The sequence below is a fragment of the Bradyrhizobium sp. AUGA SZCCT0182 genome (genome assembly GCF_018130185.1).
GTDB lineage: Bacteria > Pseudomonadota > Alphaproteobacteria > Rhizobiales > Xanthobacteraceae > Bradyrhizobium.
This window is the reverse complement of record NZ_JAFCLY010000059.1, coordinates 40,373-54,857: the sequence shown is the minus strand read 5'-3', so window position 1 is coordinate 54,857 and position 14,485 is coordinate 40,373. Positions and strand designations below refer to the sequence as shown.

The window sequence follows — 14,485 nt, the reverse complement described above, 5'->3', positions numbered from 1 at the left end:
TCGTGTGCACTTTGTTTTGTGCAAACCGCACGCGAGACCGCGGGTGCAGCGCGCACCCGGTCTTCCCTGCGCCCTCTCATTTCGGGGGCAAGGAATTTCTGGCAAAGCTCGGGCGCATCGCGCGGCGAGGGCGCGGAACCATGTCCCTGCATTGCGAAGCAGCAAACCGCCTCTTTGGTGAACACCGTGGATGGACAGGATGTCGCATTTTGCGCTGCAGCAAACCTCCAAAGACCGGCCCCTGCTAACGGGCAATGGCGTTTTGCCCGGCTTCTCTGTATTGGTTCGGTGGCATACAAGCTTCGGAGCCGGGTGTTCGCGCTCCGCAAAAAATTACGTGGGAGGAAACATGAAGAAATTGATATTGGCTGCGGCATCGATTGCAGCTTTGGCCCTGGTGGGCCCGGCGTCGGCGCAGTCGCCGATCATCATCAAGTTCAGCCACGTGGTTGCGCCGAACACGCCGAAGGGGCTGGCGACCGAGAAATTCAAGGAGCTCGCCGAGAAATACACCGCCGGCAAGGTCAAGGTCGAGGTCTACCCGAATTCGCAGCTCTACAAGGACAAGGAAGAGCTGGAAGCGCTGCAGCTCGGCGCGGTGCAGATGCTGGCGCCCTCGAACGCCAAGTTCGGCCCGATCGGCGTCAAGGAGTTCGAGGTGTTCGATCTGCCGTACATCCTCCCCGACCTGAAGACGCTGCGTAAAGTCACCGACGGGCCGCTCGGCGCAAAGCTTCTGAAGCTGCTCGATTCCAAGGGAATGACCGGTCTCGCCTATTGGGATAACGGCTTCAAGGTGATGACCGCCAACAAGAAGCTGGTCACGCCCGCCGACTACAAGGGCCTCAAGTTCCGCATCCAGTCCTCGAAAGTGCTGGAGGCGCAGATGCGGTCGCTGGGCGTGATCCCGCAGGTGATGGCGTTCTCCGAGGTCTATCAGGCGCTGCAGACCGGCGTCGTCGATGGTCAGGAAAACTCCTGGTCGAACATCTACACCCAGAAAATGCACGAAGTGCAGAAGCACATCGCCGTCACCAACCACGGCTACATCGGCTATGTCGTGGTCGTGAACAAGAAATTCTGGGACGGATTGCCGGAAGATATTCGTGGCCAGCTCGACAAGGCCATGAAGGAAGCCACCGCCTACGGCAACGGCCAGTCGCAGAAGGAAAACGACGACGCGTTTGCGGAAATCAAGAAGTCCGGCAAGAGCGAAATCCTGACGCTGACGCCCGATCAGGACGCCGCCATGCGCAAGGCGATGGAGCCGGTCTACAAGGACGTCGCAAGCCGCGTCGGCCAGCCGCTGATCGACGAATTCCTCAAGGAGACGAGGGGCGCGACCAACTAGGACGACATCAGGGCTTCCGGGCTTCGGCGCGGAAGCCCTTCGATGTCTGGGGCCGCGGCCGGCTGAAGGCGGCGGGGCGCGCAGGATCACCAACCCGGCCCGGGATTGGAATGATCGGCACGGGGGGAATTGATGTTTCTACGCATCCTCGATCGGCTTGAGGAATGGCTGATTACGTTTCTGATCGCTGCGGCGACCGTGATCATTTTTATCGCGGTGGTCCACCGCTATCTGGTCGGCGTTCCCCTGTTCTATCCGCTGCTGTTTCCGATCAACCTGGCCTGGGCGCAGGAACTCTGCATCATCATGTTCGTGTGGATGGCGAAGTTCGGCGCCGCCTACGGCGTGCGAACCGGCATCCATGTCGGCGTCGACGTGCTGGTCAACAAGCTCGGTCCGGAAAAGCGCAAAATCACCGTCATGTTCAGTCTGCTGTGCGGCGCGCTGTTTACGTTCGTCGTCGGCTCGATGGGTGCGAAGTTCGTCTGGGGGTTGTACCACACCGACCAGGTGACCCCCGACATGGAAATGCCGAGCTGGATCATCTATCTCTGCGTTCCGCTCGGCTCCTATCTGATGTGCTTCCGCTTCCTGCAGGTGGCGCGTAATTTCTGGCGCACCGGCCATCTGCCGCATCACGATGAAACGCAGGTCGAGGGCATCGAGGTCGATGCTCCCGGTGCCGGCGCTGCGGGGATCACCCGATGAGCGCCCTCATCATCTTCGGCCTGCTGATCGCGCTGATGCTGACGGGCATGCCGATCTCGATTTCGCTCGGCCTGACCGTGCTGTCGTTCCTGTTCTTCATGACGACGGTGCCGATCGAGTCGGTGGCGCTCAAGCTGTTCACCGGCATCGAGAAGTTCGAGATCATGGCGATCCCGTTCTTCATCCTCGCCGGCAATTTCCTCACCCATGGCGGCGTCGCGCGGCGAATGATCGAATTCGCACGGACGATGATCGGCCATTGGGCCGGCGGCCTGGGCATCGCCGCCACGATGGCGGCGGCGCTGTTCTCAGCGGTGTCGGGATCTTCGCCGGCGACCGTGGTCGCGATCGGATCGATCATGTTGCCGGCGATGTTGTCGGTCGGTTATCCCAAGCGCTTTGCCGCGGGCGTGATCGTCACCGGCGGCGCGCTCGGCAACCTCATTCCGCCCTCGATCATCATGGTGATCTATGCGGTGTCGACCAGCGGCGCGGTTTACTTCGGCCCCGCCGGTGAGAGGGTCAGCTCCGCGTCGGTCGGGCAATTGTTCATGGCCGGCATGGTGCCGGGTGTGATCCTGGCGATCATGCTCTCCACCACCACCTGGTATCGCGCCTGGAAGAACAACTATCCGAAAGTGCCCAAGGCGACGTGGGGCGAGGCCTGGCGTGCCTTTTTGGATTCGATCTGGGGCATTTCGCTGATCGTCGTGGTGCTGGGCGGCATCTATCTGGGCTGGTTCACGCCGACCGAAGCCGCCGCCATGAGTGCGGTGTACGCCTTCCTGATCGAGATGTTCATCTACAAGGACCTGAAGTTCAGGGACGTGCCCAAGGTCCTGCTCGCGTCCGCGAACATGAGCGCGATGATCCTCTACATCGTCACCAACGCGGTGCTGTTCTCGTTCCTGATGACGAGCGAGCAGATCCCGCAGGCGATGTCGAACTGGATCACCGACAGCGGCATCAACTGGATCACCTTCCTCCTGGTGGTGAACCTGCTGCTGCTACTGGCCGGCAACGTGATGGAGCCGTCGTCGATCGTTCTGATCATGGCGCCGATCCTGTATCCGATCGCGGTCAAGCTCGGCATTCATCCGGTGCATTTCGGCATCATCGTCGTGGTCAACATGGAAATCGGCATGTGCCATCCGCCGGTCGGACTTAATCTCTATGTGGCCTCCGGGATAGCCAAGATGGGCATTACGGAATTGTCGATCGCGGTTTTGCCATGGCTGATCACGCTCCTGGTTTTCCTCGGCCTCATCACCTACATCCCGGAATTGTCGTTGTGGCTGCCGCGTACCCTCGGGATGCTTTAACGATCTGGACAGACGAAGTTCATCGACATTACATCTTGGTAAGGGAAGGCACTCTTGCCTATCGTTAAGTTGATTGCCGGCAGCCGCGGGACCATCTTCATGCAACCTTTCAACGGAGGTCAGCATGAGGAAGTTCGCCATCGCCGCGGTCGCGGTGCTCGCCATCGCCGGTTCTACGGCGGTCTATGCCCAGCAACGTCATTGGGGCTACGGGCATACGCGGATGAACCCGGAAGACCGGGCGGCGTTTGCCGACGCGCGGATCGCCTCCGTGCATGCCGGGCTCAAGCTGACCGCCGACCAGGAAAAGCTGTGGCCGGCGGTGGAAACCGCGGTGCGGGAATTCGCCAAACTGCGGATCGATCGCGCCAATGCGCGGATGGATGCGCGGCGGGACGATTCGAGCCAGCAGAAACCGGATGATCCGCTGACGCGCCTGCGCGAGCGCGCCGACAACATGGCGACTTCGGCGGCCGCCATGAAGAAAATCGCTGACGCGGCCGATCCGCTTTACAAGACGCTGGATGACGGCCAAAAGCGCCGCCTGGCCGTCCTGACCGGAATGGACCGGTTTCGCGGCCATGGCGAAGGCTGGCGGGAGCGCCGCATGGAGCGGTTTGAGCGGGATCGCGACGATGGCGGCCGGGACCGCGGCTACAACCGCAACCGCTACGACCGGGATGACGGGCCGGACCGAGGGGGCCCGGAGCGGCTCTGAGCACCGGTTTGCCGAGGTCGGCCCGGGTAGAGCGTTTTCCAGCGAAGTGGATACCGGTTCGCGTCAAGAAAGCGCGTCAAATCATTGAATCTAGAGCCCCGTTCCGATTCAATCGGAACGGAAAAGGCTCTAGGGGCGGAAGCCGCTGAAATCCAGCGGCTTTTTGCCTTTCCGGGCCCGTGCCAAAGGCCGGGAAAACTCGCTCCAGTTTGCTGGACATCGGGGAATCGCTTTGCTAAACGACGCCCTCTTGCGAAGGCTTTTCCGGACCAAGTCCGGGCGCATAGCTCAGTTGGTAGAGCAGATGACTCTTAATCATCGGGTCCCAGGTTCGAGCCCTGGTGCGCCCACCAAGCTTTTCAAGCACTTAACAAGCTTTTGAATTGTCATTCTGACAAGTCATCACCTGCTTATTCTGACAAATTCCCCTTCTTTGTTCTGGCTTCCAGTCGCTTACGCGCACCAACTTGCTGTTGCTTGTCTGTCTCTTTTGCGTACCGCAGCAAGGCGGCGGTCGTTTTATGACCGCCCAACGCCCGCATCTGGGCGTCAGTCAGTCCGGCATCGGCGCCGTCTGTGTGGCCGCCATGCCTGAAGCTAGTGAACGTGATCGTGTCGGGTAGTCCTGCGGCGCGACAGATTCGGCGCACCTCGCCTTGAACGTAGCGCATGGGGTTCTGTCCGCCCGTTGTCCACGGCAGATGAATTTTCTTCCTGGGGTCCGGAGAATCCCGCATCACGACGAGCGTGCCGGTTTTAGCAACGGCATCCAGGCGCGCGACCATCTCTGGCCACAGGGACGCTCCGTCTTCGCCATCAAACAGCGGCACCGGCACCTTTTTGCTTTTTCGGTTTTTATGATGCCAAACCAAAACATGGTTCGGGAATTCGGCCGGGCGGTAATCCGTCCATGCGAAACGTTGGAAGATATCTTCCTCGCGAGGAAGCCAGTAATAGGCGATCATTGCCGCCGTGCCGAGCGAACCAGATCCATCCGCATCAGCCGCAGCCACGAATATCTGAAGCTGTTGCTGCGTTGCTGCCCGGTTTTTCTTCGGGTCATATTCGATTTCAAGCCCAACGAACGGATTTGCGCTAGCAACGACTGTTTCATGCGCGCGATTAGCAGCTGACCACGCAAGCTTGCAAACAGACACCGAGAGCAGGGCACTGCGATGGCGAGGCTTACCCGAAGAGTCCACCTTCAGCTTTTCGTAAAGGCGCTCAACCACACTCGGCGTCACGCTCTTAACCGACAGCGAACCGAACCGGCGCCCATCCGTTAGCCGATAGTCGGCAACAGAGGCGAGGGCTCGGTCATAGCTGGCCCGCGTTCGCGCCGGCCGCTTGGTATATTTGCCGGTCGCCTTGTAGGTCGCGATTACCCAGTCGAATGAGCCCACAGCTGCTCGTTTCTGAACAATGGCGTCGCTAGCGCCGCCTGTGCGCCAGCTATCGAAAAGCGGATTTAAGAACGTATCGCAGCGCGCCTTAGCCGCCCCGTATTCGGTGCCGAGGGCCTCGCTCTTGATTGGACAGCCGCGCTTACGCGCCCAGCTCGGTGCATTCCAATAGTACCTGGCGCCTCCCTTCGAGGGCTTCGCTTCCATATAATCGGGCCAGCCCAGCGGTTTACGTTTCATCAGATCAACGCCGTCACATCTTCAGCAATTAGCGAAGCGCCGACCTGAAGACCGTGTCTTTGCGCTATCGCGGCATCAAGTTTAAATCGGTGCCACTTCGGCAGCATTCCCTTGCACTTGATAGGCTGCGGGTAATGACCTTTTGCAACTTTCGCTAAAAAGGCATCCGTGCTTGGCTCGCCGCAGTATCCCGCGGCAATATCTGCCGTCATTTCGAGTGGCCATGAGCCGAGCGGGATTGATACGGCGCGGGACATCAGGCAGCCCCTGCATTGTAAGTGTTCTCTTCGGCGGCGGCCGCGCCCGGAAGAGAACACTTACCCCAACGTGCCCGCCTTACTCCCATCTCGCGCTCATGCTGCGCTGCTCGCTCCGCCGTCGCCCATACCTCGCGGTTTTGACTGGTGCGATACAGGCGAGCAACCATGCCAGCACGTTCGAGTCCGCGAAGCGCGCGCCGCACAGCTACAACTTGCGCGTCGGTCAACCGGTGGAAGTCGTTCTCGTCCGGCTTTACGTCGTAAACGAGCCGCGTCAGCTGGTACGTATCAAGGTCGCATTCCTTGTCTCGAATGCGCCTAGCAGCGATAAGCGCCAGCACTTCCCGCTGTATACGTCCCAATCCTCGCGACATTAAATAAGTCTCCATTGGGCGCTCGGCCAGCCAAGCCACAAGCGCGTCGTGGTTCGCATTTTGCGAAACCGAGGCCCAATGAAATTCGGGAAATCTGTTTCGCACTTAACCCGTTGGCTACGGGGATCAACTGGTTAGCGACTCTAATTCTAGCGGAAGCATCAGGTGCGACTAAATGGACTTATGCCCAATTCCCCCACCCTCACCGAATTAACGTTCACAGCTACACTTGTCGTTACTTGGGCAACCCAAAACACTCGCGCCGTCACAGTAGCTTTCAGGCAATTCACCACTCATGTCCTTTGCCGATGCTCCTTATTTTTTAGATTCGCTAGCGGTTTGAAATCGTGCCCATCAAACCCCCGCCGAACACGTAGAGTATGGTGATGCGAGTGACTCCATCACGCAATGCAATAGTCATGCTAAACGACTCGCCAGCTCAAGAATGTGCTGGAATCCACTGAATCTGTACCCGGAGTGCAACATGCGGCACCGCACAAGTACTGGTTTTTCCGGCAGTTGAATGCTTTGCGCCGGACCCAAAACACTCGCGCCATACCAAGATAATACCAGATGGTTTGGGGTAGGGACGGCATCACGATTTGGCGAGTGAGATAGTAGGTCGGGCATAACAGCAACTGGCGACTCATTCGGCGGCGCCGCCGAACGTCGGCGTGATCGAGTTGCCTCGAATGGGAAGCCCGCCGAGTTGCCCGGCGAGCCGTTGTTTGTTTTAGTTTGCCCGTGCCGTCGATACGGATTCCAGCGCGGCCAACGGATGGCCTCCATCGTTAAGGATCGCCTGAGCGACCTGAAACGCTGCATCCGCTGACAGGGCAAGCTGGATCACGGCGCCTTGCTCCCGGCTGCAAGCCCCGTCGGTGTAGTCGACGGCCGGCCGTGGGATGACGAACACGAGCCGGCGGTTAGGCCCGATGCGCTCCACGCGCGCCAGCGCTTCGACGAACACTTCCTGCACGCCGTAGGTATCAAGCAGCTTGCTCATGCTGAAACGCCTGCGCTCATGCGTGCTAGGTCGAGAGCCACCCCCATGGCCATGATGGGCTTCATATAGCCGCGCGGCTTATCGTCGAAGCCGCCCTCGAAGACGCAAACAAGACAGGCCTTATGGGCCAGCTCGTTCATGTCACGCGCTCGATATTCGGCGATGGCCTTGCGCGCGTCGCGGTGGGCCCGGCAGGCAACCTCATGCGCATCTTGCGTTGCAAAGAAGTTGTTGCCGCGCATGTATTTCTTTTGACGGCCGTCCCATCTGCGATATGCCCGCCGGCTGGGGCCGGTCGGCTCGGGCTGCTGCTTCAACCACTCTCGATACCGTACATATTCTGCATCATAAGCGGCGTGCGCCGCTATCAAGATCTCGTCGGCATCTTGCAGGGCATGGACAAGGTCCCGGAGTTCTTGACTTACCTTCGTGCCGTCCAGAGCTAACACAGACGGCCCCGGAGCGGCTTCGACCGCACCGGGCGGAATTGTCGCCAGAGCGAGAACGGCGCTACCAGCGGCGACGCCAGCAGCCTTAGCAAGAAATCCCCGCCTGGAGGACAATGGCGAGTTTGCATCCATCGTAGTTGACATTGTGCATGCTCCCTTATTGCAGGTGTCCGACCCTATCGTACGGTTCGCCTATCATGTGTATGATACATATGATAGGAACTTACGCAAGACGGGTGTTAAGATGAATAGACAGAATCACGATGCACTGATGCCGCCCAAGCTCGATCCCGAGACCGAAACCCGACGCCTCAACCTGGTCGCCTCGGCTTCCTGGGTGAAGAAGATTGACGACTGGCGCCGGCATCAGCCGGACTTGCCGAACATTTCTGAAGCAATCCGCAGGTTGGTCGAGATCGGCCTGAAGGCAAAGGCGAAATGAGCCGACCTCCGTCGGATCAAAGCGGCTGATTTCCCGGCTGACAGGAGGCGCGGAGTAATGATCCAGGATACTCCAGTACTCGCCGCCAACATGAGCCAACGCGCGGTGATGCAGCATCTCAGTTTGCTGAATGGAAGGTGGTGGCTCACCTACCTGTGCCGGCTGGCCCTGGTATGCTCGATCGGATACGGGGCCATGGTTGGATAGAACTTCGCGGAATGAAACCGCGAACCGAAATCCGTTTGACCGAGTTGGGACGGGCAGCAATGCGCGCCCCTGTTGTACTGAAGGCGAAGACGAAATGACAGACCCCACCCGATTTCGCGGAACGGGCACGCTGTTCGTCAAAGGGGCTGAAGAATCGCCCGTCGAGTATGAAATTACCCTCTTTGAGACACCATTATGCGCGCGGAAGGTTGGGTCGAAGCCGGCCCTGCCGTTTTGACATATGCGCAAAGTGCGAGCGGAGCTCAGCTTAGATTGAGCGATGGGCGAGTTGTCGATGTCAGCATCGGAGGCTTTATCGTGAAAGGCAGCCCTAGCCGGGCTGAGTTGATTGTCCACGGCGGCTTGTAGAGATGGCTGAAGGCGAAGAAGTGATGAAGCGAAAGATAACAACAGCTGCAGAGCGGGAGGCCGAAAAGGCCTTCAAGAAGGTCGAGACAAAAACGGCCACAAGCGAGCATGAGAAGGCAAAGAAGTCCTTCGATGAAAATCGGGAGCGGCTAAAGGCCGAGCGGATAGCACGCGAAGCGGGGCTGAAGGCGAAGGGAAAATGAACGATCCAATCGAAACCCTCATGAAGCGTTCAATCTCCGCGGCAGGAGAGTACAAGCGCTTGGACCGAAAACTGGGGCAGCTTATCGACCAAGCCCAGCGCCTCGAGTGGACCGATCCTTTGCGGAACGAGCTTGAACTTCAGAAAGTGGCGATCGCTCCGGAAATGAGGGCGTTGTCTGGTGGCCTGTAAGCTGGGGCCGAAGGCGATGGGGAAATGAGCGGTCCCCGTCCAGCAGGCCGCCCCTGGACACTTACGGATGACGATCAGCTGCGTAAACTACTGGTTTCCGGAATGGCCGTCACCTTGATCGCACTGAAAATGAAGCGCTCCATCGGCGCCATTTATTCGCGGAAAAGTTTTCTGAAGACGGCGAGGGAAAAGTGACCTGCCGCGACGGATGCGCTGGGGCCGCTAAGGTATTCGCCGAATTAGACCACTCGCCCATTCCAACAGGCCACTAACGGAAACAGCGCCCCCGAGCCGAATAATGCTTGGTGGCGCTGCTCCTGAGCTGGAAATTGCAATACCCAGCGGAGAAGATACCGCCGGCGCGGGATAAGGTTGCTAAAAAACATACACTGAATTTCGGGAACAAGTGGCAAAGGCCGGCGTTGATGGGGTATCCGAAAGGACACGTAGGGAATGGACACGGCAACTTACCGGCCTCAGCGCGCTAAGCGATGGGGCCGTTTTCTATGGCATCAACCCTGGTAGCCGCGACATGCAAACGGCCCCGGCGCGGAGAACGCCACGCTGCACCAAAGGCCGCCAACCCAAATGAGGGTTTTCTCCCTGAGGAATCCACCGAGAGCGCAGATTCGATTCCTGCGGCGCCGGATCGTTCCTAACGCCAAGAAGAAAGCCCCGCCGGTTAGGGCGGGGCGTCGTTCCAACTGCGTGCACGGTTCAAATCCGTGCAGAGCCATTTGTGCTAAAAATCACATACGCCAACCTGATCCCCGCGTATTTCCCCGATTACTGGCTGGCGGGAATGGTCTCGCCCCAATGACCGGGGATTTTCAAAATGATTACTCTCAAAATCACCGCTATTTTGGCCATCTGTGCCGGAACATTGATCGCGCTGGCATCGAGCGAATTCGGCGCCGAACTTGTTCTCGCCGTTGTCAGCCTCGTATAAGGCGCCGTTTTCGCGGGCAAAGAAAAACCCGCCGGGGTGAACCGGCGGGTCGTCGCGGTGTTTCTATCCAGCCTTGGGCGGTAGTGCCATCTGGCGAATGGACCGGCTCGCAAGGATTTACACAAGGCCGACATTGCGAAAGCCAGCGGCGACTAGGCGGGCGCCTCACTTTTTGGCTTGGTCTGGGCGCTTCGCTTCACGTTGCTCCGCTTCAAGAACGTGACGCCTAATTGGTCACCATTGACCCAAGCTAATCCGCAGCGGCGATAGGCAAGCCCAGTCGAGGAAAGCAGCAGGAAAAATTCGTTTAGCTGGAGCCCTTCGAGGGGACCCTCGACCGTCAGCTTTGCGCCGCCGTCCGACGCGTCTTCCATCACGCAGGTACGCCGCCAAGTGCCGTCGATGGCCATCATGTACGCAGGTTGGCCACGCTCAAACACGACCCGGCGATGTGATCGCTGCTCTGCCATCGGCGTGCTCCGCCATGAGACGAGAGGCCGGCTGGCTCTTGCCCGCCAGCGGGCCTCTTACGCGATTCTCGCGGGGCCTTGGGGGCATTCCGCGATTGCTCAAAACGATATGGGTGGATGGTTAAAGAATAATGCCGGATCGCTCACTTCTCGCGGGATTAGAGATGGTGCACACCGCGTCGTGACCAGCCCGCGCTCGCCACACCATCAAGGCCAACCACTTGGCGGTAGCAGTATCAAATAACGGCTGCGCAGTATGGAACGTTAAGGCTGGTTTCCGAATTAGCGCCGCGTCGTGCCTGTCCCCCGAGCACGATATACATGCAAGACCCCGGACGGCCCTGGATTACGCGCTCCAGGGCCGTCGCTTTTTGAGAGGGCGCCCAACGCAAGACCTTGCCGGACAACATGCGCCGGGCCCACCCGCCCATGGGAATCCTGGGCAATGGCTACATTGATTTGGCGTGAATTTTTGGCAAGAATTAGCGGTGTGGAGTGGGTTCATGGCTAGCTGGAGTGCCCCGCCATGCAAGACTATCAAAAACAACTAGAAAAGCTCCGAACCGACGCAGCCGAGTGCCGGCTGATTTACGTCGGGCTGAGTGACGCATTGCAGACCTGAGTCTCGGCGGTCGCCATCGTTCCCTAATGTACCCGGCGCGGTAAAAATCGCGTAATCGCGCTGCGAACGATGAAGCTGATGCGCGGCGGCAGGTCTGGCCGGCGCGAAGCTAAACTAATGGTCAGCGAAAAGATACTTGCGGCTTCCGAAGCCGCGGTTAGTCTGATGGTCGGCACATCAAGTGATGAAATAATTCAGAGATACCGGCACCATGTTGCCCGAAATGCGAAACGGCTGGGTGGCCTCAAAACGGGCCAAAACCGAGTGACTAAGGGAACGCGACGCCGACGGAAATAGCATCTGGGCTGTTCATGTCATTCGCAGCTCGAGCGTAGGCATTGATATGCGTAATCCGTTTCGCCGTAGCAACCCGCGCGGCTCGAACCGGCTCGCTGTGCCTGCCATGTTTTACCGCATTCTTATTGCCGGGCTGGCCGCGGCGTTTTCTGACTGGCATTCGTTTTCCATTATTTCTCATAACCTGCGCCGTCTAGGACGGCATCCCCGGTTAAAAGGCACCCATCTTCAAGGACTGGAGGCGCCCCCGGCCTTCTGCATCCCGAACAAAAATTATACAGGTTTATGATGACTTCACTGCACGACGCCGTAAGGGCGTCCAGACTCAGCTTGTTGAAGTTGGCCAAGGGCATTATTGAATGGGGTCCAGCGGAGCGATCACGACCGGCGTGCCTTCTCTGTTGTAGACCGCGAGGCACATTCCTTTGAGCTTCAGCTCCGGCATCGCGGTCAGCATCTCGCGCGCCACCCGGGCCGCGAACGACGGAACCTCCTGCTCGTCCAGCAGGATTTCGTCGGATGGCGACTCGTAATCGGTGAGGTCCGTGACGCTGTAGGAAAATATCTGCATGGGGGCAGAACGGCCCGCGCACAGTGGCGTTCCTATTTGCTGGCTGCGGAACAAAAAAAAGGCCCGCCAAAGCGGTGCCTTTGGTGTTGTTGGTGCCTTGAAGCACGTCTCTGCCGCGCCGGTCGTACTCGCGCTCGTAGATCCAATAAGGAGTTGGTCGGAGAGTACGACCGCCTGCGTAGGAACAAGCATGTTCATTCCGGTCTAACGGCAGGCGACCATCAAGGCTCGCACTTTGAGTATACTCTCTGGGATCGATCATGCCACCGTTGCAGTTGACGGGCATGCCCAAATCCCTCAGTACCGGTCGTAACTCTGCCAGGAAAAAACTTATCCAGATCGCCCGTACTGGACTTAGAAATTCGACAAATTCGACAAGAGCAAGAAGAATCGAAAGTGAGAGTGGTCCATAACATTGAAAAAAAGCCGGACGTACGGGACCAAACCATAGGTCCGGCTTGCGACGACCCACCAGGGTCGATACGACGACCCACCAGCTTCGATGCTTTACTTGTCGCTGTTGAGCACTTCGCGAGCCTTATCCTTGATGCCGCCGACGGTATTTTGCACCTTGCCCTCAGCCTTGTCTGCAGTTCCTTCGGCTTCGGTCTTACTATCGCCCGTCACCTTACCGACGGTTTTTTTGATCGTGCCCTTTGCCTGTTTTGCGGCACCTTCAATGCGGTCTTTATCCATGATCACTCTCCTTTGTGAGCGGATGTAACGAAGGGAGGGCGCCGGAGTTGCTTGACGATTTGGTGACCAGCACGCGGATTGCAGCGGTTACACGCCTGGAGCTTTCGGTACGGACGTAGCGTGGCTCGCACGCCAGAGTACGAAAGTGAACACAAGGCATCGCCGCCATATCGGATATCCAGCCAGATGGTGAGGCGATCGCCTCGCACAACGGCCACCGTGCTTCCAATCTGCCGAACGTTCCAGTCGGCCGGTGACCGACACGATTCTGAAGCCGTCTGTTGGCCTGCCTGGTCAATAGAGCTGCTCCCTTAGCTGAACCACTGGCGGCGGTTCCGGCGACGTCTGAGAGGCGTTTTCCCCGACCAGCCACCCCAGCTAAGAACCAGCAGACCTTTTCGCAGCCAAATCTTTCTCCCAGCCGAATACTGATCTGCCGTCCAGCGCCGGCGAGGCCGCGCGTTCAACGGCATTAAAGGACTCGAGCGACGGACCCCCGGCAACGACCTCAAGGCGGCGGGCTTGGCTGTCGAGGCGTTTCAGGGCCTGCATCTCCTCGTCCCGTCCGAGCTTTGCTTGCAGCACCGCGGACTTCATCACCCGGATGGTCTCGTCGTAGACCTTCAGGGGGACCGGGTAGGGGTGGCGATCCTTGCCGCCATGGGCGAGTGAGAAGCGGGCGGGGTCTAGAAAGCGGTATGGGGTCCCGTGCACGACCTCTGCCACCATGGCGAGCGACCGGACCGTGCGCGCTCCGACGCCGGGCGTTAGCAGGAGTTCTCGGAAATCCACTGGGCCGCGCTCGGCCGCTGCTGCGAGCGTGCCGTGAAGCCGCCGCGTAAAGACATCGCTCGATCGGACGTCGTGATGCGCCGGCATGACGAGATGCGGAAGCAAGGCTTGCGCCGGGACCTCGCCCGCTAGGGCGGACAGCTCCGAAACGATACGGTCGGGGCCCAAGCAGGTCAGCAACTGCAGCTGGGCGCTGCGAGAGGCCTCGGCGCGCCTGTCGGTTAGGTTCACGATCTCGCCCTGCGCGGGTCCCTCGATCCCGCTATGCGGTTCGTCGACGAAGCTCTTCAGGTCCCCTGAATGCCAATGGTACCGCCGCGCCTGCTTATTGTCGGCGTTCATGCCCTGCTGCACGACCGTCCATTTGCCGTCGTCGGTCACGAAGAACCCGTGCAGGTAGAGATCGAAGCCATCCTGGACGGCGGCGCTGTCGACTTTGGCGACCAAGCGGCTCGCGCGGGTGAGCTTAGCACCGTCGAAACCGACGCGCTCGCCCAGCAACCGCAATTCGTCTGGCGTCTTCCGCGAATGCTGTCCTCGTCCGCCGCAGACGTGGATGCCAAGCTCGCCTGAAAGCGGTCCCAGCCCGCGCTTGAGTGCGCCGATGACGCTGGTGGTGATGCCGGAGGAGTGCCAGTCCATGCCCATGACTGCGCCGAACGACTGGAACCAGAATGGATGGGCTAGTCTTTGGAGGAATTCGTCCCGGCCGTAATGGTGGACGATCGCCTGAGCAATGACGGCGCCGAGGGAAGACATGCGTGTCGCCAGCCAGGGCGGTACCCGCCCGCCATGCAGGGGAAGAATCGCGGTGCCGGAACGTCTTGCCATTTCGAATCGCACAA

General features: G+C 59.2%; 18 protein-coding genes and 1 tRNA gene. 10 read left to right on the top strand and 9 right to left on the bottom strand.

Going from position 1 to position 14,485, the window contains the following annotated elements:
- The first annotated feature begins 349 nt into the window (after positions 1-349).
- The 5 genes from JQ611_RS37590 to JQ611_RS37570 all read left to right on the top strand — a co-directional run bounded on the left by JQ611_RS37590 (position 350) and on the right by JQ611_RS37570 (position 4,452).
- Positions 350-1,351, top strand: coding sequence for a TRAP transporter substrate-binding protein (locus JQ611_RS37590; RefSeq protein WP_212468302.1), 1,002 nt, complete (start codon positions 350-352; stop codon positions 1,349-1,351).
- Positions 1,352-1,483: 132 nt separating this feature from the next.
- Positions 1,484-2,059, top strand: a complete 576-nt coding sequence (locus tag JQ611_RS37585) for a TRAP transporter small permease (RefSeq protein ID WP_212468301.1) — start codon at positions 1,484-1,486, stop codon at positions 2,057-2,059.
- Positions 2,056-3,381, top strand: coding sequence for a TRAP transporter large permease (locus JQ611_RS37580; protein ID WP_212468300.1), 1,326 nt, complete (start codon positions 2,056-2,058; stop codon positions 3,379-3,381). Before JQ611_RS37585 ends, JQ611_RS37580 begins: the two co-directional genes overlap by 4 nt.
- Before the next feature lie 124 nt (positions 3,382-3,505).
- Positions 3,506-4,099 carry a Spy/CpxP family protein refolding chaperone gene (locus JQ611_RS37575; RefSeq protein WP_212468299.1) on the top strand — a complete coding sequence of 198 codons (594 nt, stop codon included), beginning with the start codon at positions 3,506-3,508 and terminating at the stop codon, positions 4,097-4,099.
- Positions 4,100-4,376: 277 nt separating this feature from the next.
- A tRNA-Lys gene (locus JQ611_RS37570) sits at positions 4,377-4,452 on the top strand.
- 57 nt (positions 4,453-4,509) lie between these two features.
- Here JQ611_RS37570 and JQ611_RS37565 read toward each other — a convergent pair.
- The 5 genes from JQ611_RS37565 to JQ611_RS37545 form a co-directional block, all read right to left on the bottom strand.
- A complete protein-coding gene (locus tag JQ611_RS37565) occupies positions 4,510-5,742 on the bottom strand; it encodes a site-specific integrase (protein WP_212468298.1) in 1,233 nt (410 codons plus the stop codon).
- Positions 5,742-5,999, bottom strand: coding sequence for a hypothetical protein (locus JQ611_RS37560; protein WP_212468297.1), 258 nt, complete (start codon positions 5,997-5,999; stop codon positions 5,742-5,744). The genes JQ611_RS37565 and JQ611_RS37560 overlap by 1 nt, the downstream gene beginning before the upstream one ends.
- On the bottom strand, positions 5,999-6,376 hold the full coding sequence (locus JQ611_RS37555; protein WP_212468296.1) for a hypothetical protein: 378 nt from the start codon (positions 6,374-6,376) through the stop codon (positions 5,999-6,001). The genes JQ611_RS37560 and JQ611_RS37555 overlap by 1 nt, the downstream gene beginning before the upstream one ends.
- Positions 6,377-7,109: 733 nt before the next feature.
- Positions 7,110-7,382 (bottom strand): hypothetical protein, encoded by a 273-nt coding sequence (locus JQ611_RS37550; RefSeq protein WP_212468295.1) that lies wholly within the window; start codon positions 7,380-7,382, stop codon positions 7,110-7,112.
- The gene (locus JQ611_RS37545; RefSeq protein WP_212468294.1) at positions 7,379-7,975 is read right to left on the bottom strand and encodes a twin-arginine translocation signal domain-containing protein; all 597 of its coding nucleotides are present in this window, start codon (positions 7,973-7,975) and stop codon (positions 7,379-7,381) included. Before JQ611_RS37545 ends, JQ611_RS37550 begins: the two co-directional genes overlap by 4 nt.
- Positions 7,976-8,075: 100 nt before the next feature.
- On the opposite strand from JQ611_RS37545, the gene JQ611_RS37540 reads away from it, so the two are divergent.
- From JQ611_RS37540 to JQ611_RS37525, 4 genes are all read left to right on the top strand, one after another.
- The gene (locus tag JQ611_RS37540; RefSeq protein WP_212269968.1) at positions 8,076-8,273 is read left to right on the top strand and encodes a hypothetical protein; all 198 of its coding nucleotides are present in this window, start codon (positions 8,076-8,078) and stop codon (positions 8,271-8,273) included.
- 578 nt (positions 8,274-8,851) lie between these two features.
- Complete coding sequence (locus JQ611_RS37535; RefSeq protein WP_249133770.1) at positions 8,852-9,052, top strand: hypothetical protein; 201 nt, start codon at positions 8,852-8,854, stop codon at positions 9,050-9,052.
- Complete coding sequence (locus tag JQ611_RS37530; protein WP_212468293.1) at positions 9,049-9,243, top strand: hypothetical protein; 195 nt, start codon at positions 9,049-9,051, stop codon at positions 9,241-9,243. The genes JQ611_RS37535 and JQ611_RS37530 overlap by 4 nt, the downstream gene beginning before the upstream one ends.
- Before the next feature lie 24 nt (positions 9,244-9,267).
- On the top strand, positions 9,268-9,438 hold the full coding sequence (locus JQ611_RS37525; protein WP_212468292.1) for a hypothetical protein: 171 nt from the start codon (positions 9,268-9,270) through the stop codon (positions 9,436-9,438).
- Positions 9,439-10,344: 906 nt separating this feature from the next.
- Here the strand turns inward: JQ611_RS37525 and JQ611_RS37520 are convergent.
- A complete protein-coding gene (locus tag JQ611_RS37520) occupies positions 10,345-10,662 on the bottom strand; it encodes a PilZ domain-containing protein (protein ID WP_212468291.1) in 318 nt (105 codons plus the stop codon).
- Positions 10,663-11,627: 965 nt separating this feature from the next.
- Between JQ611_RS37520 and JQ611_RS37515 the strand changes: the two genes are divergently transcribed.
- Positions 11,628-11,870, top strand: a complete 243-nt coding sequence (locus JQ611_RS37515; protein WP_212468290.1) for a hypothetical protein — start codon at positions 11,628-11,630, stop codon at positions 11,868-11,870.
- 63 nt (positions 11,871-11,933) lie between these two features.
- Here JQ611_RS37515 and JQ611_RS37510 read toward each other — a convergent pair whose 3' ends face one another.
- The 3 genes from JQ611_RS37510 to JQ611_RS37500 all read right to left on the bottom strand — a co-directional run bounded on the left by JQ611_RS37510 (position 11,934) and on the right by JQ611_RS37500 (position 14,471).
- Positions 11,934-12,152, bottom strand: coding sequence for a hypothetical protein (locus JQ611_RS37510; RefSeq protein ID WP_212468289.1), 219 nt, complete (start codon positions 12,150-12,152; stop codon positions 11,934-11,936).
- 507 nt (positions 12,153-12,659) lie between these two features.
- Positions 12,660-12,848, bottom strand: a complete 189-nt coding sequence (locus tag JQ611_RS37505) for a CsbD family protein (protein ID WP_212269841.1) — start codon at positions 12,846-12,848, stop codon at positions 12,660-12,662.
- A gap of 378 nt (positions 12,849-13,226) precedes the next feature.
- Positions 13,227-14,471 carry a DUF763 domain-containing protein gene (locus JQ611_RS37500; protein ID WP_212468288.1) on the bottom strand — a complete coding sequence of 415 codons (1,245 nt, stop codon included), beginning with the start codon at positions 14,469-14,471 and terminating at the stop codon, positions 13,227-13,229.
- Positions 14,472-14,485 lie beyond the last annotated feature (14 nt).